This is a genomic window from Azospirillum agricola (genome assembly GCF_020005195.1).
GTDB lineage: Bacteria > Pseudomonadota > Alphaproteobacteria > Azospirillales > Azospirillaceae > Azospirillum > Azospirillum agricola.
The window spans coordinates 189,511-214,469 of record NZ_JAIFZR010000003.1; the positions used below are offsets into that span (position 1 = coordinate 189,511).

20 protein-coding genes and 1 pseudogene are annotated in these 24,959 nt (G+C 68.0%); 18 read left to right on the forward strand and 3 right to left on the reverse strand.

All coding sequences use genetic code 11. The annotated features are described in order from the left end of the window. Positions 1 to 385 precede the first annotated feature (385 nt). From JN22_RS08890 to JN22_RS08935, 10 genes are all read left to right on the forward strand, one after another. A complete protein-coding gene (locus JN22_RS08890; RefSeq protein WP_211099615.1) occupies positions 386 to 1,918 on the forward strand; it encodes a class I adenylate-forming enzyme family protein in 1,533 nt (510 codons plus the stop codon). A gap of 176 nt (positions 1,919 to 2,094) precedes the next feature. Next, positions 2,095 to 2,901, forward strand: coding sequence for a CmcI family methyltransferase (locus tag JN22_RS08895; RefSeq protein ID WP_085553614.1), 807 nt, complete (start codon positions 2,095 to 2,097; stop codon positions 2,899 to 2,901). Beyond that, complete coding sequence (locus tag JN22_RS08900) at positions 2,898 to 3,173, forward strand: acyl carrier protein (RefSeq protein WP_085553615.1); 276 nt, start codon at positions 2,898 to 2,900, stop codon at positions 3,171 to 3,173. The genes JN22_RS08895 and JN22_RS08900 overlap by 4 nt, the downstream gene beginning before the upstream one ends. After that, positions 3,170 to 4,315: a hypothetical protein gene (locus JN22_RS08905; RefSeq protein WP_085553616.1), complete on the forward strand. Its 1,146-nt coding sequence runs from the start codon at positions 3,170 to 3,172 to the stop codon at positions 4,313 to 4,315. The genes JN22_RS08900 and JN22_RS08905 overlap by 4 nt, the downstream gene beginning before the upstream one ends. Further along, complete coding sequence (locus JN22_RS08910) at positions 4,312 to 5,397, forward strand: radical SAM protein (RefSeq protein WP_085553617.1); 1,086 nt, start codon at positions 4,312 to 4,314, stop codon at positions 5,395 to 5,397. The genes JN22_RS08905 and JN22_RS08910 overlap by 4 nt, the downstream gene beginning before the upstream one ends. A 10-nt stretch (positions 5,398 to 5,407) precedes the next feature. Further along, positions 5,408 to 9,577, forward strand: coding sequence for a non-ribosomal peptide synthetase (locus JN22_RS08915; RefSeq protein ID WP_085553618.1), 4,170 nt, complete (start codon positions 5,408 to 5,410; stop codon positions 9,575 to 9,577). Continuing rightward, complete coding sequence (locus JN22_RS08920; RefSeq protein WP_085553619.1) at positions 9,574 to 10,785, forward strand: radical SAM protein; 1,212 nt, start codon at positions 9,574 to 9,576, stop codon at positions 10,783 to 10,785. Before JN22_RS08915 ends, JN22_RS08920 begins: the two co-directional genes overlap by 4 nt. Before the next feature lies 1 nt (position 10,786). After that, entirely contained in the window at positions 10,787 to 11,659 is an 873-nt protein-coding gene (locus tag JN22_RS08925; protein ID WP_085553620.1) for a glycosyltransferase family 2 protein, read from the forward strand. After that, a complete protein-coding gene (locus tag JN22_RS08930; protein ID WP_085553621.1) occupies positions 11,647 to 12,597 on the forward strand; it encodes an NAD-dependent epimerase/dehydratase family protein in 951 nt (316 codons plus the stop codon). Before JN22_RS08925 ends, JN22_RS08930 begins: the two co-directional genes overlap by 13 nt. Positions 12,598 to 12,659: 62 nt before the next feature. Continuing rightward, positions 12,660 to 13,955 (forward strand): nucleotide sugar dehydrogenase, encoded by a 1,296-nt coding sequence (locus tag JN22_RS08935; RefSeq protein ID WP_085553622.1) that lies wholly within the window; start codon positions 12,660 to 12,662, stop codon positions 13,953 to 13,955. Between the two features lie 9 nt (positions 13,956 to 13,964). Here the strand turns inward: JN22_RS08935 and JN22_RS08940 are convergent, their stop codons facing one another. Then, the gene (locus tag JN22_RS08940) at positions 13,965 to 15,737 is read right to left on the reverse strand and encodes a hypothetical protein (protein WP_085553623.1); all 1,773 of its coding nucleotides are present in this window, start codon (positions 15,735 to 15,737) and stop codon (positions 13,965 to 13,967) included. A 320-nt stretch (positions 15,738 to 16,057) separates the two neighbouring features. Between JN22_RS08940 and JN22_RS08945 the strand changes: the two genes are divergently transcribed. From JN22_RS08945 to JN22_RS08955, 3 genes are all read left to right on the forward strand, one after another. Continuing rightward, positions 16,058 to 16,873, forward strand: a complete 816-nt coding sequence (locus tag JN22_RS08945) for an ABC transporter permease (protein ID WP_085553624.1) — start codon at positions 16,058 to 16,060, stop codon at positions 16,871 to 16,873. Positions 16,874 to 16,876: 3 nt separating this feature from the next. Beyond that, positions 16,877 to 17,659 carry an ABC transporter ATP-binding protein gene (locus tag JN22_RS08950; protein ID WP_085553625.1) on the forward strand — a complete coding sequence of 261 codons (783 nt, stop codon included), beginning with the start codon at positions 16,877 to 16,879 and terminating at the stop codon, positions 17,657 to 17,659. 82 nt (positions 17,660 to 17,741) lie between these two features. Continuing rightward, positions 17,742 to 18,734 carry a glycosyltransferase family 2 protein gene (locus JN22_RS08955; protein WP_085553626.1) on the forward strand — a complete coding sequence of 331 codons (993 nt, stop codon included), beginning with the start codon at positions 17,742 to 17,744 and terminating at the stop codon, positions 18,732 to 18,734. A gap of 22 nt (positions 18,735 to 18,756) precedes the next feature. Here the strand turns inward: JN22_RS08955 and JN22_RS08960 are convergent, their stop codons facing one another. Beyond that, on the reverse strand, positions 18,757 to 20,685 hold the full coding sequence (locus tag JN22_RS08960) for a tetratricopeptide repeat protein (protein WP_085553627.1): 1,929 nt from the start codon (positions 20,683 to 20,685) through the stop codon (positions 18,757 to 18,759). A gap of 537 nt (positions 20,686 to 21,222) precedes the next feature. Here JN22_RS08960 and JN22_RS08965 point away from each other — a divergent pair. From JN22_RS08965 to JN22_RS08985, 5 genes are all read left to right on the forward strand, one after another. Further along, on the forward strand, positions 21,223 to 21,924 hold the full coding sequence (locus tag JN22_RS08965; protein WP_085553641.1) for a ParA family protein: 702 nt from the start codon (positions 21,223 to 21,225) through the stop codon (positions 21,922 to 21,924). Positions 21,925 to 22,062: 138 nt separating this feature from the next. Further along, complete coding sequence (locus JN22_RS08970) at positions 22,063 to 22,458, forward strand: hypothetical protein (protein WP_085553628.1); 396 nt, start codon at positions 22,063 to 22,065, stop codon at positions 22,456 to 22,458. A 710-nt stretch (positions 22,459 to 23,168) separates the two neighbouring features. After that, positions 23,169 to 23,351, forward strand: coding sequence for a class I SAM-dependent methyltransferase (locus tag JN22_RS08975; RefSeq protein ID WP_179166096.1), 183 nt, complete (start codon positions 23,169 to 23,171; stop codon positions 23,349 to 23,351). Continuing rightward, positions 23,315 to 23,638 carry a hypothetical protein gene (locus JN22_RS08980; protein WP_143268245.1) on the forward strand — a complete coding sequence of 108 codons (324 nt, stop codon included), beginning with the start codon at positions 23,315 to 23,317 and terminating at the stop codon, positions 23,636 to 23,638. Before JN22_RS08975 ends, JN22_RS08980 begins: the two co-directional genes overlap by 37 nt. 26 nt (positions 23,639 to 23,664) lie before the next feature. Further along, positions 23,665 to 24,282, forward strand: coding sequence for a class I SAM-dependent methyltransferase (locus JN22_RS08985; protein ID WP_223677638.1), 618 nt, complete (start codon positions 23,665 to 23,667; stop codon positions 24,280 to 24,282). 498 nt (positions 24,283 to 24,780) lie between these two features. On the opposite strand, the pseudogene JN22_RS08990 reads toward JN22_RS08985, so the two are convergent. Next, a pseudogene (locus tag JN22_RS08990) lies at positions 24,781 to 24,912 on the reverse strand (glycosyltransferase); the annotation flags it as partial. Between the last annotated feature and the right edge of the window lie 47 nt (positions 24,913 to 24,959).

Genomic DNA, 24,959 nt, shown 5'->3' on the forward strand with positions numbered 1-24,959 from the left:
CAGGACGCCAGACCGGATGGTTGCCGGACAGAAGCTGGCCGATGCTGTGAAAGACGGGAGCCGTTCTGGAATTAGACCCTGTTTTCCAATGAGTTGAAACGGAGCCTATGGCTCTTGAACCGGGCTCTTCGCATGAACTGTCGACATTTTGCATGAACCGGTCTGCAAAACGAGGGGCGGGACTGCTCCAGCCCCTCGGGATCCGGCTTTTCGCCTCAACTACCTGACAACGTCGCACCATCAAAGGAGAGAACTGAAATTGCTGTTTTGTATAATTTTATCCCCTCACCCCCAAGAACAACATGGCCCTGGAAACCGACGGCGCGCTTGGTGATGATCCCAGCAATCTCGCGGGAGGGGACGTCACCACGCCATGCATGATGCGGTGCCACTGCTTCAAGACTTCCTGATTCACGCCGCTCGCACCTGGCCCACCGCCGGGGCGCTGACCTGCGGCAAGCGACGCCTCACCTACGCCGCCCTGTGCGAGCGGGCCTGCCGGCTGGCCTGGGCGTTGCGCCAGCGGGGAGTGGAGCGTGGCGACCGGGTCGTGATCTTCGCCGAGAACGGCGTCGAAGCCGTCACCGCCTTCTGGGGCGGGCTTCTGGCCGGCGCCGTCGTGGTGCCGGTCAACCCGCAGACCAAAACCGACAAGCTTGGCTGGCTGCTCGACGATTGCGGAGCGGCGGCGCTGGTCGCCGATGACCGGCTGGTCCCGGTCTTTGCCCCGGCCGCCGACCGTTGCCCGTCCCTGAAGACCGTGCTGGCAACGGGGAATCCCATCTTCGACGCGGCCCTGGAAGTGGCCCCCGGCAATGAGGACGGGGTGGCGGTTCCTCCGCGCCAAGGCTTGGACATCGACCTCGCGGCGCTGGTCTACACCTCCGGCAGCCGGGGCGAGCCCAAGGGCGTCATGCTGAGCCACCGCAACATGCTGACCGCCGCCGCCTCCATCGGCCAGTATCTCGGCCTTACGGGCAACGACGTGCTTCTGTGCGCCCTGCCGCTGGCCTTCGATTACGGGCTCTACCAGATGATCCTGAGCGCCCGCCACGGCGCCCGCTTGGTGCTGGAGCGCGGGGTCTCCCTGCCGGCGGAGCTGATGAAGCGCATCGCGGCGGAGCGGGTGACCGTGCTGCCCGTGGTGCCGACCATCGCCGCCCTGCTGGCCCAACTGCGGGACCGGTCGCCATGGGACCTGTCGAGCGTCCGGACCGTGACCAACACCGCCGCCGCCCTGCCCGCCAAGCACATCAGCACACTCCAATTCCTCTTCCCAAAGGCTCGCATCTTTTCCATGTACGGCCTGACCGAATGCAAGCGCTGCACCTACCTGCCGCCCGAGGATCTGGCGCGCAAGCCCGGCAGCGTCGGCATCGCCATCCCCAACACCGAGCTGTGGCTGATCGGCGACGACGGCGAGCGGCTGGGGCCCGGACCAGGTCTCGGTCAAACCGGACAGCTGGTGATCCGGGGCGCCACCGTGATGCAGGGTTATTGGAACAAGCCGGAGGAAACCGCCCGCAAGCTCCATCCCGGCCCGCTGCCCGGCGAGCGGGTGCTGCACACCGGTGATCTCTGCCGGCTCGACGAGGAGGGCTATCTCTATTTCGTCGGCCGCATGGACGACATCATCAAGTCACGCGGCGAAAAGGTCGCCCCCGTCGAGGTCGAAGCGGCGCTGCTTGCCATTCCCGGTGTCCGAGAGGCCGCGGTGATCGGCGTTCCCGACCCGCTTCTGGGCGAGGCGGTGAAGGCCTTCGTCGTGGCCGACGACGGGGCGGATCTCGACGAAGCTACCTTGCGCCGTGCCTGCGCCGAACGGCTGGAAAGCGTCATGGTACCCCGGCGGATCAAGTTGGTCCCAGCCCTGCCCCGCACCGACAGCGGGAAGATCCGCAAGGTCGGGCTGGCGTGAGGCGGGAGGCCCGCCGCGTTAAAGCGCCCGTCATCATCCCGTGCGACCATCATGGAACCGGCTTGCCGGCCCGGTTGCCGCTCGGGTACGTTGCGAGCAACAATCATTCCGGGAAGCGACGCTGACATGTCCGGCCTCGCTCCATCCCCGCCGTCCCCGGCGAAGAGGAGAGCGTATTGAACAGCCCGTCATCCAGCGCCACCCAGACCAGCGCCACCCAGCAGGCCGTGGCCTGGGACCAGCGCAAGAAGGCCTGGGCATTGCTGAAGGGGCTGCGCCCATCGGCGCTCGATCTCGACCGCATCGCCCTGGTCCGGCAGATGGAACCGGAACGGCTGCGCGAACCCGGCGTTCTGGAAGAACTGATGCTCGTCCTCGGCCTCAACGACGAGGGCATGGGCGAGTTGCCGCCGCATCTCCATCCCCACTGCGGGCCGGGCCTGCGCGTCTGGCAGTACCCGATCCAGTTCGCACCCTACCTGCGCCATCTCGCCGAACTGGACGTCCGCTCCTATCTGGAAATCGGCATCCGCCACGGCGGCTCCTACGTGCTGACGGTCGAGCTGCTGGACCGCTTCCGGCCACTCGACTGGGCGGTCGGGGTGGACATCATCCCCTGCCCGTCGATGGCGGACTACACCGCCCTCAACCCGCGCTCGCACTTCGCCGGGCTCAACAGCCAGTCGCCGGACTTCGCCGCCCTGCGCGACCGGCTGGCCCCCATCGATCTGGTCTTCATCGACTCCCACCATGAGGAGGAGCAGTGCCGGCGCGAGGTCGCGGCCCTGCTCCCGGTCGCCAACATGATCGCGCTTCACGACGTGTCGAACGTCGGCTGCCCCGGCGTGCGGACGGTGTGGGAGGAGATCCGGGCAATGAACGGGTATGACTGCGTCGAGTTCACCGCCCAGTATGACGGGCTCGGCCCCTTCATGGGCATCGGGCTGGCGGTGCGGAAAGACAGACTGCGGACGGAACCATGAGCACGACCACCCCGGCCACCATCGACAGCATCAAGCGTATCCTGACCAGCGTGAAGGCGCTGCCCGGAGCGCCGGCCGACCTGCCCGACGACACCGACCTCATCGAGGGCATCGGTCTCGATTCCATCGAGCTGCTGACCTTCATGCTGGAGGTCGAGGCGCAGTTGGGCATCCGCATCGACTTCGACCGGATGGAGTTCTCCACCCTGAGCTCCATCGCCACGCTCTCCGCCTTCCTCGACACCATGCCGAAGGCGGAGAGCGCGGCGTGAACAGCGCCCCGCCGCAGTCTCAACCTTGGCTCAGGCAGCGGGCGCCGGTCACCATCCTGACCTCCGGAATCGGGCTGGGCGTCTACATCCCGGCCCTGTTGATCCAGCGCCAACTGGCGGGGCTCGGGATTGCGGCCGAGGTCGAGGTGCTCGAGGGCCATTACACCGCCGACAGCCTGCACCGCCACATCGCCCATCGCGAGGCATGCCGGAAGAACTTCGCCCTCGCTCAGATGGCGCACCGCATGGCCCGCCCGGTGCTGGACAACCTGGATCCGGTGCGCATCGACACCCTGCTCGACGGCTGGGCCGCCGAAGGACGGAGCGACTTCATCGTCTGGTCGGGCTTCTGGCTGCCGCTGCTGGAGGACTACCGCCGGCGTGTGCCGGGGCTGCCGGTGCGGCGGGACCTCTGCCGGATCGATGCCGAGATCTCTGCGTCCTTCAAAGTTCACCGCGCCCTAGAGGGTGACGGGGCCGAGATCTGGCTGTGGAACGCGGCGGACATGGCCCTCCACCATGAAATTCCGGTCACACCCGAACCGCCCATCCCCTTTGTGGAGCGAGGTAACCGGCTGGTCGTCCATGGCGGCGGCTGGGGGCTCGGGACCTACATCGACACGCTGCCCGCCCTGGCACGCGCCGGCCACGCGCTGGACATCGTCGTCCACGACCCGGCAGAGCGGCAATGGTTCGGCCCGGACGACCGCTGCTGGATCGTCGACCCCGCCTGGGAACCGTGGCAGCGCGGCGCGGACGGGCGCCTGACCTTCCCGCCGGTCGGGGCGGTCGCCCGGGATGGCTCCGTGTCCTACAGCCAGAACAAGGATTTCCACGGCTTCCACCGGGTGATCCGGGAGGCGCGGGCGGTGGTCAGCAAGCCCGGCGGCTGCACCCTGATCGACTCGCTGGACGCCGCGACGCCGGTCGTCCTGCTGGACGCCTACGGTTACGCCGAACAGGCGAACGGGGCGGTGTGGGAGCGGCTCGGCTTCGGCATTCCTTTCGCGGGCTGGGCTGAAGGCGGCTTCGATCCGGCGGCGCTGGAGCGGGCACACGCGGCGCTGACGGCACGCGGGCGCAGCCCCGGCGGCTACCCCGCCGCCTACGCCGCGCGGCTCGCCGCCGGAGAGGCGGCATGAACCCGTTCCAGGCGCGGGCCGTCCCCTCCTGGATCGTTTTCCAGCTCCTGGAGCGCTGCAACCTGCGCTGCGCCATGTGCTACGAGTGGGGCGAGGCCGGGGCCTACCACGAACGTGCGGAACTGGCCGAGCTCGACCCCAGTCTCGTGCTGCGGACGGTGCGCGAGTGCCTGCCGGCCAAGCCCTACTTCGAGTTCTTCGGCGGCGAGCCGCTGCTCTACCGCGGCATCTGGGATGTCATCGCCCTGATCCGCGAGGGCGGCTGCGAACTGGCCTTTCCGACCAACGGCACGCTGGTGGAGCGCCACGCCGAGCGGCTGGTCCGCACCGCCCCCACCGGGCTGTGGCTGTCGGTGGACGGTCCGCAGGCGATCAACGACCAGCAGCGCGGCAAGGGCGTGTTCCGGCAGGCGATGAACGGCTTCGCGGCGCTGGAGCGGGCCAAGCGCGCGGCGGGCAGCCGTTTTCCCGAACTCGGCATCACCTATGTGGTGACGCCGCTCAACCACCGGCACATCGCGGACTTCTTCCTGGATGGCATCGACCTGTCGCGGCTGGCCTTCGTCAGCATCGAGCTGCAGAGCTACGCGACCACGGCCGAGCACCAGGACTACGCGGCGGTGGCGGAGCGGGTGTTCGGGGTGACGGCAACGCCCTGCGCCAAGGCCTATGTCCGCGACCCGGCGGTCTTCGCCGGCATGGACGTCGAGGCGGTGGTGGAGCAGATGACCCGAGTCCGCGACGCCTGCGCCCGGCACGGCGTGCGTTTCCACAGCCAGCCGCGCACGCTGGAGGTCGGCAACCTCACCCACTATCTGAGCGCGGAGTGGGACCGCATGGCGGACCGCCGCAGCCGCTGCGGCTTCCCCTGGGCCTACGCCGAAATCTCGGCGCGCGGCGAGGTGACGACCTGCCACTCCTTCTACGACCTCTCCATCGGCAACCTGAACGAGCAGCCCCTGGCCGAGATCTGGCAGGGGGAAAAGGCGAAGCGGATGCGCGCCCATCTGCGCGAGACGCTGTTCCCGATCTGCACCGCCTGCTGCCGCTACCACACCCACAGCACCGCGCCGGGACGCTGAGGCGACCGCCATGGACACGCGGCTCGACGGGGCGATGGCGGAAAAGGCGGCGCGGGAGCGGTGGGAGGCCCTGCGCGGCGTGCTGGCCGCCCAGCGCAGCGGGCCGGCGCTGGAGCCTCGCCCTCCCGGCGCGGCCACGCCAGCCTCCTTCGCGCAACGGCGTCTGTGGTTCCTGGAAAGGCTGGAGCCCGGCACCCCGGCCCATGTGCTGGCGGTGGCGCACCGGCTGGCCGGCCCGCTGGACCCGGCGGCGTTGGCGTGCGCGCTGGGCGAGAGCGTCCGCCGGCACGAGGCGCTGCGCACGACGCTGGCGGAGGTGGACGGCACGGTGATGCAGGTGGTGCGGACACCCGGCGACACCCCATTCCCCCTCCACCGGATCGACCTCCGCCCGCTCGATCCGGACCAGCGCGACGCCGCCCTCCGACAACGCACCGATGCCGAGGCCGCCACCCCCTTCGACCTGGAGCACGGCCCCCTGCTGCGGGCCACGCTGCTGCGGACGGCCGATACCGAGCACCGCCTCTTGATATCAGTCCACCACGCGGTCTTCGACGGCTGGTCCTTCGACGTCTTTATGACCGAGTTGGGCATCCTCTACGGCGCTTTCGCCGCCGGCCGGCCCTCGCCCCTGCCCGACCCGGCGCTGCATTACGCCGACGCCACCCTCTGGCAGCGGCGCCGGCTCCAGGGGGACACGCTCGACCGGCTGCTGGCCTACTGGACGGAACGGATGGCCGGGCCGCCACCGGTGCTGGCGCTGCCCACCGACCGGCCGCGCCACCCCGGCCGCGACCGGCGCGAGGCGTCGCGGGCCGTCACCCTGCCAGCGGATCTCGCCGACGCCCTGAGGGCTCTCAGCCTGGACACCGGCGTCACCCTCTTCTCCACGCTGTTGGCCGGTTTCCAGATCCTGCTGCACCGCCACAGCGGCGAGACGGACATCACCGTCGGTTCCCCCGTCGCCAACCGCAACCGGGCGGAGCTGGCGGGGATGATCGGGCTGCTCGTCAACACCCTGCCGCTCCGGGTCCGCTTCGATGGCCGTCCCTCGGTCCGCGCCCTGCTGGCCCACACGGCGGAGGCCGTCGCCGGAGGCCTCGCCCACCAGGATCTCCCCTTCGAACTGCTGGTCGAGGCGGTCAACCCACCGCGCCTAACCGGCCATCCGCCGCTGGTCCAGGCGGTCTTCGCCTTCCAGAACGTGCCGCGCCGCTGCTGGAGCCTGCCGGGACTGGCGGTCGAGTCCTGGCCGCTCGACAGCCGCCGCGCCGCCTGCGACCTGACTCTCTACATGCAGGACGGGCCGGACGGGCTGACCGCCGCCCTGCATTACGATTCCAGCCTGTTCGACTCAGCGACCGCCGACGCGATGCTCGCGCGCCTCGTTCTGCTGCTCGGCGGGATGGCGGCGGAGCCGGAGCGGCCGGTCGCCACCCTGCCGCTTCTGCCGGCCGCCGAGCGGACCCGGCTGCTAACCGCCTGGAACGCCACGGCGACGCCCTACCCGAAGGCAACCTCGATCCACACCCTGTTCGCCGAGCAGGCGGAGCGGGCGCCCGACGCCGTCGCCGTGATCGGCGACGACGGGGCCGCGCTGACCTACGGCGCGCTCGACCGCCGGGCCAACCGGCTGGCCCGGCATCTCCGCGCGCTGGGTGTGGCGGCGGAGGTGCGGGTCGGCCTGCGGCTGGACCGCACACCCACGCTGGTCGTCGCCCTGCTGGCGATCCTCAAGGCAGGCGGCGCCGGCGTGCCGCTCGACCCGTCCACCCCGCCGCCGCTCGCCGCCAGCCGGCTGCGCGCCGCCGGGGCGGCGGTGCTGGTGGCGGAGGACGACGCGCCGGCGGAGCTGGTGGAGACGCTGGCGGAGACGGGGGTGGCGCTGCTGCGGCCCGGCGCCGACCGCGCCCTGATCGACCGGGAAAGCGACGCCCCGATCGAGGAGGGCGTGCCGGCGGAGCGGCTCGCCTGCGTGCTGTTCACCTCCGGCTCGACCGGCGAGGCAAAGGCGGTCGCGGTCACCCACCGCGGGGTGATCCGGCTGGCGCTGGGCATGGGCGAAGCGGCGCCCGGCCCCGCCGACACGCTGCTGCAACTGGCGCCGCTCTCCTTCGACGCGGCGACCTTCGAGATCTGGGGCGCCCTGCTGAACGGGGCGCGGCTGGCCCTGGCGCCCTCCCCGGACATCGGCAGCGCGCCGACGCCGGACGGGCTAGGCGACGCCATCCGCCGGCACGGCGTCACCCTGTTGTGGCTGACCGCCGGCCTGTTCGAGCTGGTCGTCGAGTTGCGCGTCGCGGCGCTCGCCCCCCTGCGGCGGCTGCTGGTCGGCGGCGACGTGGTGTCGCCCGCCCACGCCGCCCGCCTCCTGGCGTCGGCGCCGGGCTGCCGGCTGTTCAACGGCTACGGCCCGACCGAGGCCACCACCTTCACCTGTCTGCACCCGGTCACGGCGGAGGAGCTGGCCGGCGGTGGCCCGATCCCCATCGGCCGCCCCATCGCCAACACCTGGGTCCACGCGCTGGACGGCGAAGGCCAGCCGGTCCCCGTCGGGGTGGAGGGCGAGTTGTGGATCGGCGGCGACGGGCTGGCGCGCGGCTATCTCAACGACCCGGAGCTGACCCGCCGGCGCTTCGTCCCCGACCCTTTCGACCCGCAACCCGGCGCCCGGCTCTACAAGACGGGCGACCGCGTGCGGCGGCGTCCCGACGGCGTCCTCGACTTCCTCGGGCGGGCCGACGGGCAGGTCAAGATCCGCGGCGTCCGCGTCGAGCCGGAAGCGGTCGAGACCGCCCTGCGGCGCTGCCCCGGCGTCGCCCAGGCCGCCGTCCTGGCCGTCGGAAGCGGAGCGGCGGACAAGTGCTTGGCCGCCTGGATCGTGGCGGAACCGGGCGCGGATTTGGGGACCCATCCGCTACCGGGCCTGCGCGAGCGCCTGCGGGCGTGGCTGCCCGAGGCGATGATCCCGGCCATCGTCACCGTCCTCGACCGCCTGCCCCTGACCGCCAACGGCAAGCTCGACCGCCGGGCCCTGCCCGCGCCAGCAGCAACCGTTGCGACGGGCAGCGCGGCCGGCGACGGCCCGCGCGACGCGGTGGAGCGGACCATGCTGGCCCTGTTCGAGGAGTTGCTGGGTGTCCGCCCGCTCGGCATCCATGACGGCTTCTTCGACCACGGCGGTCATTCCCTGCTGGCGGTCCGGCTCGCCCACCGCATCGAGGAGGCCTTCGGCGACGCCCTGCCGCTCCTCGCCCTGTTCGAGACGCCGACCGTCGCCGGACTGGCCGCACGCCTGCACGCCACGCCGGAACCCAGCCCGGACGACCCGACACTGATCACGGTGCGGCACGGCGATCCGGCGCGGACGGTCTTCCTGGTGCCCGGCGGGCATGGCGGGCTGGTGGAGATGGCGCTCTACGCCCGCCTGCTGCGCCGGCTCGACGGCAACCCCGCCGTCCACGGCCTGCGCGCCTGCGGCATGGACGGGGCGGAACCGCTTCCCCCCAGCGTCGAGGCGATGGCTGCCGCTCATCTGGAGGCGGTGCGCCGCGTCCAGCCCGCGGGCCCCTACCGCATCCTCGGTGAATGCGTCGGCGCCGCCCTCGCCTTCGAGATGGCCCGCCAGCTTGTGGAACGGGGGGAGACGGTCGCCGCCCTGGTCCTGCTCGACGGCTGGTGCCCCAGCGCCGCCGGACAGCGCCATTACGAATGGATCGAGCGGCCGCGCGCCCTCCTGCGCGACCGCCGGACCATCCTGCGGCTGGCCGGGACGGATCTCGCCTCCATCTTCCACGACCACCGGCAGGCGTTGGCCCGGCAGAGCGGGCGGCAGCGCCGCGAGCAGGCTGGCGACGCCGTCGGCAGTCTGGCGCGGGCGGCCAGGCGTTGGGCCAGGAAGCTCGTCACCGTCGCCACCCCGCAGCCGGGCCAGACCGCCGCCGCCGAGCGGGCCTATGTCCGCACCCTGATGAGCCACCGGCCGCGCCGCTACCCCGGTCCCGTCACCCTGATCGCCAGCGGGGAGTCGCTGCGCCAGGGCGTGGCCGAGGGCTGGCGGCCCTGGGCCGGTGGCGGATTGACCGTCCACGCCGTGCCGGGCGACCACGACAGCTACCTGCGCGACCACGCCGCCGCGACGCTCGAACGCATCGGCACCTGCCTGAGGGACCCGCCATGACACCGCCGACCACCGCACAGCCCCACCCGCAGGCCAAGGGGCCGAAGCTCGACGCGAAGGCCTTCGAGAAGGTCCGCCGCATCGCCCCCAACCTGCTGGCCGCCCGGCGGGCCGAGCGCGACGGCGTGGACACGGAGTGGCACGCCCGCCCGCTGCCCGAGGAGGTCGCCTTCAAGCTGACCAACCGCTGCGACCTGCGCTGCGAGCATTGCTACCAGTGGAACGGGAAGGGCTATCACCACGGGCTGGGCGGCGGCGACCTCGACCTCGCGGTGGTGGAGAAGGTGCTGGCAGCGACCCGGGAGCTGAAATCCAACGTCTATCTGTGGGGCGGCGAACCTCTGGTCTACCGCCAGTGGAACGGGTTGGTCGATCTGCTGGAGCGCGAGCGGCGCTGGACCTCGGTCTGCACCAACGGGACGATGATCGAACGCCGGCTGGACGGGCTGCTGCGCATCTCCGAACGGCTGGAGCTGGTGGTCGCCGTCGACGGATTCGAGGCGGAGCACGACGCCCTGCGCGGCCGGGGCGCCTTCGCCCGCATGATGGGCGGCCTGCGCGCCCTGGCCGAGGCGAAACGGGCGGGAACCTACCGGGGCGAGATCACCGTCAACTGCGTGTTCCAGGATGCGATGATCGGCCGCCTGTTCGATCTGGTCGGCTTCCTGGAGGAGGTCGGGGTCGAGACGGTCTATCTCAGCTTTCCCTGGCACCTGTCCGACGCGACCTCGGCCCGGATGGACGGGCATGTCGCCGCGCACTTCCCCTGGCTGGAGATGCCCGCCGGCGAGCGCCGGCCGAGCTGGCATTCCTACAAGTTCCGGATTGACCCCGCCCGGCTGGAGGATCTCCGCGCCGACCTCGCCCGGATCGACGCCCGCCGCGACGCCGGCAGGTGGCGTGTCAAGCTGCGCTACAACCCTAAGCTGGCGGCTGGCGAGATGGCCGAGTTCCTGGCCGGCGGCGACCGCCCGGCGCAGAACAAGACGCGCTGCGTCGTCCACCGGACCCGCATGGACGTCTTTCCCGGCGGCGACGTGGTGTCCTGCAAGTTCTTCCCCGAATTCACCGTCGGCAACCTGACGGAAGCCGAGGTCGCCGAGGTCTGGCAGGGCGCCCCCTACGACCGGGTGCGGGAAACGGTGGCGCGCTGCGGCCTGATGCCGGTCTGCGCCAAATGCAACCTGCTCTACACGCGGGGGCTCTGAGATGAGCACGGTCGAGGATGATCCCAAGACTGATCCCGGAACGGATCCGACGGTGTCCGTCATCGTGCCCTGCCACAATTCGGTTCCCTGGCTGGCCGAGACGGTGGCGAGCCTGACGGCGCAGACCCTGCGGTCGATGGAGATCATCCTGGTCGACGACGGCAGCCGCGACTCCACCCGTGCCCTGATCGGCGAGTTGGTCGCCGCCAACCCGGCGCACCGCATCCGCGCTGTCTTCCAGGACACCACGGGCGTCGGGGCGGCGCGCAACCGGGGAATCGCCATGGCGCGCGGGCGCTACATCCTGCCGGTGGACGCCGACGACCTGATCGCTCCCGACACGCTGGAGATCTGCGCCGCCCGTCTGGACGCCGATCCGGCCATCGGTGTGGTCTACACCGACCGCGAGGAGTTCGGCGACGTCGCGGCGGTCTGGCCAGCCGGACGCTTCGAGCTGGAGCGGCTGAAATACTTCAACCAGCTCTCCTACTGCGCGCTCTACCGCAAGGCGGTGTGGGAGGCGGTCGGCGGCTACCGCACCAACGTCGACGGCTTCGACGACTGGGACTTCTGGATCGCCTCCGCCGCGCTCGGCGTCCGCGGCCGGCACCAGCCCGGCGCCTTCCTGAAGCACCGCAAGCGCGGCGATTCCCAGATGTGGAGCATCATCGACGGTTACGACCGGCTGTTCGCCACCATCATCCTGAACAACCGCAAGGTCTATTCGGCGACGGAGGTGGCCGCCGCCGAGACCCTGCTGGCGACCGGCGTGGCGGCCCCGCTGTTCCGCTCCACCCGCTACGTCTTCATGGGCCATTTCCTGGGAAAGCTGCCGGCACCCGCCCGGCGGGGAGAGACTTCATGCGCCTCCTGATCACCGGATCGAGCGGCCAGATCGGCACCAATCTAGCGCTCCGCTGCCTGGAGGACGGGCATGCGGTGCTGGGGGTCGACCGCCGTCCCAACCCGTGGACCGCGCGGGTGGAGACGGTGGCGGCCGACCTCGCCGTCCCGCAGGCGGCGGAACTCGCCACGCTGGAGCGGCCGGATCTGGTGGTGCATCTCGCCGCCCACGCCAAGGTGCACGAGCTGGTGCGCCGGCCCGAGCTGGCGCTGGAGAACATGGTGGCGACCCAACGGGTGCTGGAGCTGTGCCGGGAGTGGAACGTCCCCATCGTCTTTTCCAGCAGCCGCGAGGTCTATGGCGACATCCACCGCTTCGACACCGAGGAAACCAGCGCCGACTTCGCCTACACCGAGAGCACCTATTCGGCGAGCAAGATCGCCGGCGAGGCGATGGTCTACGCCTACGCCCGCTGCTACGGCCTGCCCTACATCGTCTTCCGCTTCAGCAACGTCTATGGCCGCTACGACAACGATCTGGAGCGGATGGAGCGGGTCATTCCGCTGTTCATCGACCGCATTGGCCGCGGCCTGCCCATCACCATCTATGGGGAGGGCAAGATCCTCGACTTTACCCATGTCGACGACTGCGTCGACGGCATCGCCCGGGGCATCGAGCGCCTCGCCGCCGGGCGGGTCGCCAACCAAACCATCAATCTCGCCCACGGCACCGGCCACAGCTTGGTGGAGATGGCCGGCTTCGTGGGAGCGGCCCTCGGCCGCACCCCGCGAATCACTCTGGCACCAACCCAGGTGGGCGAGGTGACCCGCTACGTTGCCAACCTCGGCAAAGCGCGGAGCCTGCTGGGCTACACGCCGCGCATCCCGCTCGGGGACGGCGTTCCGCTGGCGGTCGCCTGGGGACGGGGATGGGCGACGGGCAAGCACGGAGGAGCAGAAACCTGTTGAGTTCTCCCCCGCAGCGGTGAAGATTCTGGGGGCTTCCAACATCGTCTTCAAAGTGCCCCACCATGCCTCACGCCCGCCGAATCTCGGTCATCGGTCTCGGTTACGTCGGCCTGCCGGTCGCTGTCGCCTTTGGAAGGGCGGGAAACCCGCTGGTCGCTTTCGACATCGACCCCAACCGCATCGACGAACTGCGGAACGGCCATGACCGCACTGGCGAGGTGGAGGGCGATGTCCTGCGCGCCGCCGGCCTGCGCCTGACCGCCGACCCGGCCGATCTCGCGGAAGCCGACTTCCACATCATTGCCGTGCCGACCCCGATCGACGACGCCAAGCTGCCGGACCTGCGCCCGCTGCTGTCGGCCAGCCGGAGCGTTGGGCGCCGGCTGAAGCGCGGCGACATCGTGGTCTACGAATCGACCGTCTACCCCGGTGCGACCGAGCGCGAGTGCGTGCCGATCCTGGAGGCGGAGTCGGGGCTGAGCTTCGGCCGCGACTTCACCGTCGGTTTCTCGCCGGAGCGCATCAACCCGGGCGACCGCGAGCACCGCTTCGAGACCATCGTCAAGGTGGTGTCGGGGTCGGACGCGGCGACCCTGGACACCGTCGCCGCCGTTTATGGCAGCGTGGTCGCCGCCGGCATCCACAAGGCTCCCTCCATCGCCGTCGCCGAGGCCGCCAAGGTGATCGAAAACACCCAGCGCGACCTGAACATCGCGCTGATGAACGAACTGTCGGTCATCCTGCACCGGCTCGGGGTGGACACCCACGACGTGCTGGAGGCCGCCGGCACCAAATGGAACTTCCTGCGCTTCTTCCCCGGTCTGGTCGGCGGCCACTGCATCGGCGTCGATCCCTATTACCTGACCCACCGGGCCCAGCAGGTCGGCCACCAGCCCGAAGTCATCCTGGCCGGACGGCGCATCAACGACTCCATGGGCCAGCACATCGGCCGGGAGACGGTGAAGCGGCTTCTCCAGACCAGGGGAGAAGCGCGGGAAGGCGCCCTGTCGGTCACGGTGCTCGGTCTGACCTTCAAGGAGGACGTTCCGGACATCCGCAACACCCGGGTCATCGACATGGTGCGCGAGATCCAGAGCTTCGGCATCGCGGTCGCCGTCCACGACCCCCACGCCGACCCGGCCGAATGCGCGCACGAGTATGGGCTGACGCTCACCCCCCGAAGCGCGCTGCCCCCCGCCGACGCGGTGGTGCTGGCTGTCGCGCACCGGGAATTCCGGGAAAGCGGCTGGCCACTGGTCGCCGGCCTGCTGAAGGACGGTCGCGGGCTGGCCGTCGACGTGCGGGCCATGCTGGACCGCGCCACCACACCGGACGGCGTCCGATTGTGGCGGCTGTGAGCACGATTCCTACTCCACGAAGCGCCCAGGATTTTCGAACAGGGCGTTGAAGGCACGCAAGCCGTCGATCTCCTCCGGCACGCCGATGGTCCCGTTGGGATTTTCGAATCCGACCGTGGAGCGCAGCGTCCCGACCGGCAGCCCATCGGCCCGCGTGTACAGCACCTCGCGCCCTCCGGAGAAATAGAGCGCCCGGTCAAGACCCGGATCCTCGGAGATCTTGATCGCGGCGGGGCGCCCCATCACCTCGGCGCGGTAGAGCGCCTTCATCGGTGTCGGCAGGATGAAGGTCGCGCCCAGAAGGAACAGCATCCCCAGCGTGAAGAGCCCGGCAACGGCGGCGGCCCAGCTCCGCCGCGCCGCACCCCATTCGACCCGGCCGGCGGGGTCGAGCAGGACCCAGAGCGGTCCCGCATAGAGCGCCAGCACGAATCCATGGACGACCCGGCTGTAATATTTCGTCCCGGTCAGCACCACGAACAGGATCCCCAGCAGATAGACCAGCGCAAAGGCGGCCGGCACCACCCGCCCCGTCGGCAGCGCCCAGGCCAGGGTCAGCCCGCACACCGCCAGCACCACCATCGCCGGCGTGGCGTGGGAGGCGAGCTCCGGCAACAGGGCCGCGGCGATGACGGGGGCGAAGCCGGCCAGGACCAGCCCCAGCTTGACCGGAAAAGCCGGCGTCAGCAGCGCCCGCAGCGGCGAACCGCCCACCCGCCAAGCCGCCCCCGCCGTCAGCGCGGCGTCCAGCATCCAGGCCCCGGCCATCACCAGCGGAAAACCAATCCCGAGCAGCGTGAGCCCATCGATGCCCAGACGCTCCACAAAGGCGCCCCACACGACCCGTCGTCCTTCGTCCGACAGGAGAAAACCGAGATAACCGCGCAGCACCTCCGGGACGCCGGGTCTCAACTCGACGAAACGGAAATAGGCCTCGTTGGTCAGCGTGTGGCTCGGATCCGAATAGAAGGAGTAGAAGGCGATGAGTCCCTGCGCGTCGACCCCGATGGCCGCGCGCAACGCGCTGTCCCCGACCAATGGGGCCAGGAAGGCCAGCCCTGCCGCCGCCGTGACCGTGACCGCGCTCCGCCAAGCGTTGGTCCGGACACGGGCGTGCAGCAGCAGAACGAGCAGGAGCGCGGGGCCGAACAGCATCCCCGGCCCCCGGGTCGCCGCCGCGAAACCCAGGAAGAACCAGCCGACCAGCATCAGCGCACGGGAACCGGCGGTGGGGCTGGGCTGAGCCAGCGGAACCAGCGCCAGCAGCAGCCCGGCCATGGTGAAGGCGAAACCGGGAAAATCGGTGTTCAGACTGTCCGGAGCGAGCGGCCCGATCAGCGGTCCCCGCGCGGCGAGCGCCAGCCCCGACAGACAGAGCAGGGCCAGCCGGCCGCGCGTCTCCAGCAGGGGGAACACGGCGATGAGCGCCAAGCCGTAGAGCCCGGCAAACACAAGCGGAATCGCCCCCAGCCAACCGCCGCCGCCCAGTCCGGTCAAGGTCAGAATGCCGCTGTAGAGCACGGAGATCGACGGGCGCAGCAGCAGCGTGTTGTGGGAAACCCCGTAGAAATAGAAACCCAGCGTTCCATGCAGCCAGCTGGTCAGCGCGTCGGAATGCGGGGCGAGCGCCGTCCCATAGAAGGTCGGTGCCGTTGCGGTGAACACCAGCACTCCCGCAACGGCGATGCCGAACAGGAGGAGTCCGAGCACAGCAGTCAGCAGCAAAGCCGACGGACGGACGGAGGCGGCCCGGCCGGAGAGGAAGGGGGCTGAGACGGTCATGGCCGATGGTCTTGAGGAGTGGAGGGCGGGTCGCCAAGGCGGCGGGTCCGGGATTGTATCGCGCGTGGGCGGCGTGGCAATTGGCGTCTTCCAGCGGAGAGAAGGCGGGGCGGAGACCCGGATTGGTCATAGCGATAATACGTGACGATCCAGGCCATCTGGGTTACCACTCCCCCATGGAATTCCACGCGGTTCCCGGTTCGGTTCCTGGCCAGTTTTCTCCGCAGGCGGATGGACATGCCGATCCAGCCCGCCCGGCCCCGTCGTCGCGCCCGCGCCGTGAAGCGCCGGCATTGCAAGGTTTTTCCCAAGGTTCCTCGATGAGTGCCATCTTCGACTCCGCCGATCGAAGCCAAACCGCCCGCGCGCGCGAGGATCTCACCCAGGGGGCCGCCAGCTGGTCCCTGTGGGGGATGCTGGGGTGGCACGACATCCGCAAGCGCTACCGCCGTTCCGTCCTGGGGCCGTTCTGGCTCACCATGAGCATGGCGGTGATGGTCGCCAGCCTGGGCTACGTCTACGGGTCGCTGTTCCGGTTCGACCTATCCTCATACCTGCCCTATCTGGCGCTGAGCCTCGCGCTGTGGAATTTTGTCGCGGCAACCCTCAACGAGGGCTGCGGCAGCTTCCAGGAGTTCGACAGCCTCATCAAGCATGTGCGCATGCCGCTGTCCGTGCATGCCTTGCGCGTGGTGTGGCGCAACCTGATCATTCTCGCCCACAACGCCGTCATCTTCATCGCCATGGCCCTGTGGCTGGGGCTCGCGCCGGGACTGGGCGGGCTGCTGGCCTTGCCGGGGCTGGGGCTGCTGATCCTGAACGCGGTGTGGATCGCCCTGCTGCTGGGCATGATCTGCGCCCGCTTCCGCGACGTGCCGCCGATCGTCGCCAGCGTGGTACAGTTGCTGTTCTTCGTCACCCCGGTGATGTGGAAGCCGGAATTGATCGCCGAACGCCACCTGATGGTCGCCCTCAATCCGGTCTATTACATCCTGGAGGTCGTGCGCGGCCCGCTGCTGGGCGCGGTGCCGAGCCTGGGAATCTGGGCGATGGCGCTGGGCATCACGGCGACCGGCTGGGCCGTGACCTTCGCCGCCTATGTCCGCTTCCGCAAACGCATCGCATATTGGCTGTAGCACATGGCTTCGATCCATCTCGAAGAGGTTTCCGTCGATTTCGTCGTGTACCAGGGCAGCAGCCGCTCCCTGAAGAAGACGCTGATGCACTCCTCGACCAGTGGCATCATCAAGCACGATGCGCAGCACCGGCTCTTCGTCCAGGCGCTCGACGACGTGTCGATACGGCTGGAGCACGGTGACCGGGTCGGACTGATCGGCGGCAACGGCGCCGGCAAGACGACGCTGCTGCGCACCATGGCCGGCGTCTACGAGCCGACCGAGGGCCGCATCCGCGTCGACGGGCGGGTCACCCCCTTGTTCGACCTGTCGATTGGCTTCGACCCAGACGCGTCGGGCTACGACAACATCCGCATGCGGGCGGCCTATCTCGGCGTGTCGCGGGAGGAGATCGAATCCCGCATGGAGGACATCGCCGCCTTCACCGAACTGGGCCACCATCTTGATTTGCCGGTGCGGACCTACTCCGCCGGCATGATGCTGCGTCTGGCCTTCGGCGCGGCGACTGCGATCGACGCCGAGATCCTCCTGATGGACGAGTGGATCGCCGTCAGCGACGCCCAGTTCCTGGAGAAGGCCGAGCGTCGGGCCGAGGAGTTCGTCCGCCGCGCCAGCATCCTGGTCGTCGCCTCGCATGTGGAAAGCGTGCTGCGGCGGCTGTGCAACAAGCTGCTGTGGCTGGACAACGGCCGGATCGTGACGATGGGCCCGGTGGACGAGATCTTGGCGCTCTACCACGCTAAGACGGGCGCTACGAAGCTGCCGTCCCTGGCCAAGGTATCGTAAGTCCTCGGGGAGAGTGGTCTCAAACGTGACATTCTCCGACGCCTGACCACGCCTCCCCGCTCACAGGACACCCTCTCCCGTCATGCCGCCGAGCCTCGACATCGTCATCGTCAACTGGAACGCCGGCAACCTGCTGCGCCGTTGCATCGGTTCGATCGGATCGGCCTTGACCGGCGGTTTCACCCTGAACCGGCTGGTGGTGGTGGACAACGCCTCGACCGACGGCTCGGCCGACCATCTGCCGGGAAACGGCCTGCCTCTGACGGTCCTGCGCAACGACCGGAACAGAGGCTTCGCCGCCGCCTGCAACCAAGGGGCCGTCGACTCCCGCGCCGATCACATCCTGTTCCTCAATCCGGATACCGAACTCGGCCCTGCCTCGCTGGCCCCGGCCCTGGCCTTCCTGGAGGAACCGGCCAACGCCAGGGTCGGCATCGTCGGCATCCGGCTGCGCGGCGAGGACGGGGCGATCCAGCGCTCATGCGCCCGCGCTCCAACGCCAAGCCGCCTGATGGCCCAGTCCGTCGGGCTCGATCGGGCGATGCCGAAGCAATTTCCCCCCCACTTCATGCAGGAATGGGATCACGGCGACACCCGCCCGGTCGACCAGGTTATGGGGGCCTTCCTCCTGATCCGCTCTTCGCTGTTCGAAAGCCTGGGCGGTTTCGACGAACGCTATTTCGTCTATTTCGACGACGTCGATCTGTGCCTGTCGGCGCGCCGGGCCGGTTGGGAGGTCGTCCACTTCGCCGGAGCGGAAGCCCGCCACAAGGGATGCGGCACAACAGAGGGCATCAAGGACATCCGCCTGTTCTACTCGCTGCGCAGCCGGTTGCTGTTTTCCGGAAAGCATTTCGGTCCGATGGCCACCGTTGCCGTCGCCATCGCGACGGCGATCGTCGAACCCATGGTCCGCATCGCCCACGCCATCCGCCGCGGCGTGCCGGGGGAAGCCGCGGCGGCCTGGCGTGGTGCCCGTCTGCTCTGGGCCGATCTGCCGGCGATCCTGCCGCAGCTCTTCCGCCCCCCTCCCCCCTCCCGTCCAATGGACAATCATCCAACGGGAAACCGGTAGCCACGGCAAAGCAGTGGAGAGGTCAGCCGATCGCTCCGATCTCCCGCAGGACGGCCACCAGACGATCACCGGCACGGTCCCAGCTGAACTCCGTCGCCAGCCGGTCGCGCGCGGAGCGCGGCGGAGCCGCCCCCTCGCGGACGACACGGGTAAGAACGGCGGCGGCCTCGTCCTCATCCGGACTCCACCATTCCAGTCCGGCGTAGGGAGGCCGTCCCGGCGACGGGCGCGACGGAAGCATCAGCGCCACCTCCTCGTCGAGATAGGCCGTGTAGGCACTGTGACTCGGCGCGATCAAGGTCAACCCCATGGCCCCGGCCTGGGTCATCGGCAGATCCCATCCCTCACCGTGCGACAGGCTCCAGTAATGGGTGGTGGCGGCCAGCAACGACAGCATCTCGCCGTCGCTGTAGCTGCCGGACACGACAAAGACCGGCGCCGCGTCCGCCAGCGGTTTGCCCACGGACGCGGCCACGGACGTCATGAACTGCGCGATCCGGGCATCTTCGCCCGGTGTCCCTTTGCCAAGCTTGAGAACCAGAGCCGCATCGTCCTGCCGGCTGGTCGCCCGCAGCCAGACCCGCAACAGCCCATCCAGGTTCTTGCGCAGGGTCAGGTCGGAGATGTTGGCGATTCGCGTTCGGTAATCGGACAGCCGTTGCCCATGACTGTCGCACACCGACATCGGGACGAGCCCCGACGACAAGGGTTGGGGATCGACCCCGAGCGGGCACAGACGCACCCGCTCCTCCGGATAGCCGGCCTCGATCCAGGCCCGGGCGGACGATGGGGTTGGAACGATCAAATGGGACTGGCGCAAGCTGTAGCTCAGCCAGTCCGGTGGCACCCTGCGTGTTTCCGACATGGAAAAAAGGGCGCTGCCGAGACCGGGAACCTGTTCGACCAGATTCGGGATCATGAAGTTCAATATTGTCCGCGCCCGTACCGGCCGGCCAAACCCTTCGAAAAATGGGTCGCGCTGCCGATCCTCCATGGATTTGAGAAAGGACACCGGCACATCCATCAACTGCACCGGAACTCCCCGCGCGTGCAGTTGGCGCACGAACTGACGCACCATGAAAGCGTATCCGCTCGTGTTGCGGAACGTTCCCCGGACGACCAAGCCGTCGGGCATCCCACCGCCACCCGCTGCGGCGGACGTGACGAGCCTGTACTCCCCGGTCCGGTCGCGTGTTTCGGCAATCTCCCGATCGCCCGGATTCTGGAAACCCGCCCAGTTCAGCATTCTCGCCGCTCCGACCAGATCCCCTTGGGCAAGCCGGATCTGGCCGATCCGCAGCATCGCCCGGTCGAAGTCGGGCTGGAGAGCCAGGGCACGGCGGCAAGCGGCTTCCGCCTCAGCCAAGCGGCCAATGATGTAAAGCACGATCCCCAGATTCATCCAGGGAATCAGCATGTCCTTGCGCAAAGTCACCGCACGCCGGAAATGGAGAGCGGCCTCCGCGTTCGCCTGCGCCATCAGAAGACTGTTGTCGCCCTGAACCAGCGCCCCAAGATTGTACCATCCATCGGTGGCATCGGGTTGGAGGACCACCCCCCGGCGGAATGCCTCCGTGGATGGTCCGGTTTGGCCAAGGCGGCGCAAGGCCTCTCCAAGCATCAGAAAATTGGCCGCCTGATCGGGCCGTCGGCGCAGGGCCTCGCGCAGGGAAGCGGCCGCTGGAGCGAAGCGCTGCAAATCGAACAGCAAGCTGCCAAGGTCGGCATGGCGCTGCGCCAAACTCCCGTTCACACGCAGGGAACGGTCCATCAGCGCGGCCGCCTCGTCGAGGCGTTGCCTCTGCCGGCGAACAAGACCAAGCAGATGCAAGGCATCCGGATGCCCCGGTTCGATGACGAGGATCAGGGCGTAGCGGACGGCTGCCGCATCGATCCGGCCAGCCTGATGATTCTGAACAGCGCCGGACAGGATATCGTGAATGGTCACCATCAGGTCTCTTGCACAATCATGAAGGGGCGTGAGAACGGGTTTCGCCCTCCGCGTCAAACGGCAGCTCTTGATCTATCTGATCCCCGATGCCAACGCCATGCCCACCATCCTGGGATGGTGCCGCCCCCCCCTCATGCCGATCGCGTCGCTTCACAAATAGTAAAGGCAGCCGTGCAGCCTTGCTCGGATTCCGGACAACGCTCAAGCGTCCCAAGGCGCAGCCGCATCGGTCCGGTCACCACCAGTTCCACAATCGGTGCGTCAAGACACCGGACGATGTTGTCATGTTTTTATATCATGATTTATTGATCGCAAATCATGCAATCCATTTGGGTAGCCCGCACCTGATTGCGGCCATGGCATTTCAGTCACAGAGAGCGATGACAGTTGATATAAAATCATATCATGAAATATTGTGATGCTTCCCTACCCTGTTATCAGCAAATCATGGCATTCCATCTTTCTCCGTTCCGGAGGCCGTGCTAAGCAAAGCCGCCCCCCTTCATGCACTCCGCCATCGCCCTGGGAGACACCGCCATGACCGCTGTTGCCAGCTTTGCCTCCACCAAAGGCGGCGTCGGAAAGACGAGTCTCGTGATGTCGCTCGCCTCCGATCTGCGCCGCCGAGGCAGAAGCGTCCTGCTGCTCGACTGCGACCCCAATCGGCATCTCGCAGAATGGGCGCACCGACGCAACGACTCCGGTGTCGTCGCCATCGATGAGATCACGGAGGCAAACGTCCGCCAGACCGTGCAGGCTCACGCCCCAAGCTATGATCACACACTGATCGACCTTGCGGGGTTCGGCAACCTGACCATGCTCTACGCGTTCAGTGTCAGCGACGTGGTGCTGATTCCAACCCAGCAGTCCTACATGGACATCAAGGAGACGGTGCGCACCTACAAGGTCGTCTCGGACTCGGTCGGCGTTCTGCGCCATACCCCGTCCTGCAGCATCGTCATCGTCCGTACCCAGGCCGCCATCCAATCGCGGGTCGACCGGCACGCCCGTGGGCTGCTGGCAGAGCAGGGTGTTCCGGTCTTTTCCACCCAGTTGATCGAGCGCTCCCTCGTCAAGGAAATGACCTACACCGGCCACGGCCCCGGTGAGATCGACCCGGGCAGCAACGCTGACATCAATGTCCGAACCCTGACCGACGAGTTCATCGCCTTCACCGCATCCTCGCCAACCAACCCTCTGGTCACGCGCGCCCCGCTTTCAGCGGCAGTTGCACCATAAGGCGGCATAAAAAATTTACATGATTTACTTTCATGATTTATAATTGTAAAGTCATCCCCTGTGAGGTGCCGGCCGTGGTGTCTCATCGCAGGCCACGGCCAGACCTCATTTGCTGGCATTTTTTCATGAGATCATGGCATGAGTAAAAAGGATCGTCCGCCACTTGGCGGCCTCAACAACGATGACGACCTTGCCCGTATCCGCGCCTACGGGCTGAGCCGCGGTTTTCTGCCAACCGATCCTATTCCACCGACACCGCCGGCTTCCATTCCCCCAATCCCCACAACAGCCCCGGTCCTGGCAAGTGTCCCGGAGCAGGCTCCGGTCACGGTCCCACCCGCGCTGCCCGCCCAGATGATCCGCCCAGCGCCCACCAAGCCGTGGCAAGCGATGTTCCCTGATTATCTGATCGAAGAATTGCGCCACGCCGCCGCCCGCGAAGGCACCGCGCAGAAGGTCATTGTCATGCGTGCGCTTCGTGCCGCCGGCTTCCGCGTTGACGACATCGACCTTCAGGATCTTCGCCGCCGCTGATCATCTTGAAAGGGCTTTCTGGGAAGAATCTGACCGGCACGACAGCATCTGGATTTGATGACCAACCTTCTGCAGCACCTCCTCCAAATAAATCCCCAATATCATAAATAAGGGCATTTCATGAAATCATGATTTCATGAAATGCCCTTTTATTCTGCGCCCCATTTCCCAATCCCGACATTGATTCGCGATATCGAGCGGGTATGATCCCAATCCGACCACCGGACCGAGTTGCCCCTTGCCCGACCTCACAGCGACCGACTCCACACCGCGTCCATCGGCCGACGCTCCACCCGACCTCGAGCGCCCTTGGACCGATTGCCCCTGCTGTGGGGGACGTGACCATCGCCAGGATTATGATTTCTCGGTTTCGATCAACCCGTCGGCTGTGCCGGGTCGCATCGTCACCTGCCGGGCCTGCGGTCTTCAGTTCAAGATCCCAGCCCGGCCGGACGTTCCGCTCGACGCCTATTACGCCGATACCACCGTCTACCAGTTCCGCGATGACGAAGCCGAGGCGGACAAGGAGTTCGCGCACATTCTGAGGCTGGCCGGCACGCACACCACCCCCGGTGCCCGGTTGCTTGATGTCGGATCAGGACCAGGACATTTTCTGCGCACCGCCGTGAAAGCCGGCTACCGGTCCACCGGGGTCGAGCTGAACCCCGGCCTCGCCAAGCTCGCCCGCCGAGACCAGCGGAGCGGAGGTGGTGGCCGGCGATGCGCTCGCTCTTCCCCAACTGCTGGCCGGGCGCGAGCGCAGCTTCGACGTGGTGACCCTGCTCGACGTGATCGAGCATGTCCGGGATCCGGTCGGTCTGCTGCGCGACGCCGCCGCTTTCGTGGCGCCGGGCGGGTGCTGCTGGTCTACACACCCAACCACGCCGGCCTGATCACCCGAACCGCTGCCGCCATCCGGGCCTTGAGTCTCGGCCGGATTGAAGGGCCGCTTCGCGGCATCTATGATTGCGACCATATCGTGTTCTTCACCCCCGACACCCTGCGCGATGCCGTTCGGCGAGCCGGACTGGCACCGGGGGCGATGACCATGATCAAGTTCAACCCCTACCGCCGAAGCATCGCCCGTGGCGCCACCGCCGAGGCCCTGCGGCTGATCGAAAGCGCCAGCCCATGGATCGGCGGTGAGTTCCGCATGGCGCTCGCCGTCCACCCGGCCTGAAACGGGCCGCATCGTTCGAGGACCTTATGGTGACCCAGCCCGATCCCGTCACGACCGCCACGCAGGCGGCCCCGCTCGACCTCGCCGGCTACGACGAGGGCTGGGACAGCAAATGGACCGACATGCGCCGGCACGGACCGACCGGGCGGCATCTGCGCCGGATCATCAGCCGTGTCATCGCCGATCTGCCGGTGGAGACCGTGCTGGACGTCGGCTGCGGCGAGGGGTCGCTGATCCAGTCCCTGCGCGCCGGCAAGCCCGCCTGCTATTCCGGAGCCGACTTCTCCGAAAGCGCCTTGCGCATCGCACGCAAGCGCACGCCGGAATCCGAATTCTTCCGCCTGGATCTCACCGAGGGAGCGCTCGACCGCCAGTTCGACCTGGTGCTCTGCACAGACGTGGTCGAACACATCGAAGACGATCGCACCGCCATCGCCAACCTCGCGCGCATGACCGGCAAATACCTGCTGGTGGCAACGATGCAGGGCCGCATGCGCGCTTTCGAGACAAGCGTCGGCCACGTCCGCAACTACCGCCATGGCGAGTTGCAGGAAAAGATCGCTGCCACCGGATTGCGGATCGAGAGGGTGGTGGAGTGGGGCTTTCCTTCTTCTCGCCGCTTTACCGCGACCTTCTGGCGCTAACGGGGGCACGCGGCACGGAGGGCAGCTATGGCCCCGTCCGCCGCACCATCGCCGAAGCCCTGTACACTCTGTTCCTGGCCAACCGATGGAGCAAAGGGGATTACATCTTCGTGCTCGCCAAACGCCCGTAACTGAACCGGTCGCGCAGGGTACTCCTTCATTATCCCTGGGGACACCCCGTCGGTTTGGCTTGCAAATTTGGCTTACCCCGCTACATAGAAGAGTGGATCCGTGATAAATTCTTATTTCTAGGCCATCCTTCGGGATGGCCTTTTTTTTCTCACGAATTTCGGTGTTTTGTTTCCAGAGTTTCCGGCATTCCGGCCGGCACTGGCGCGGCGCCGAGCAGATCAAGAAAACCGGTCGCCGCCGCCCGCCAGGAGAAGGACGCCTCCACCCGCGACCGCCCCCGTGCCCCACACAGCGCGCGCATCTCGCATCACCAACCAAACGGCGGATCGCTTCCGCCAGGGCATCAACGTCTTCGGTCGGAACGAGCAGCCCAGTCGAACCGTCCACCACCAAGTCACGCGCGCCGGCCACGAGGGTGGACACCACCGGAAGCCCCGACGCCATCGCTTCCAGCACCACGTTCGGCATGCCTTCGTCGCGTGAGGAAAGAACGAACAGGTCGGCCCCGCGGTAGACGGCGGCAAGTTCGGCACGATCGAGCCATC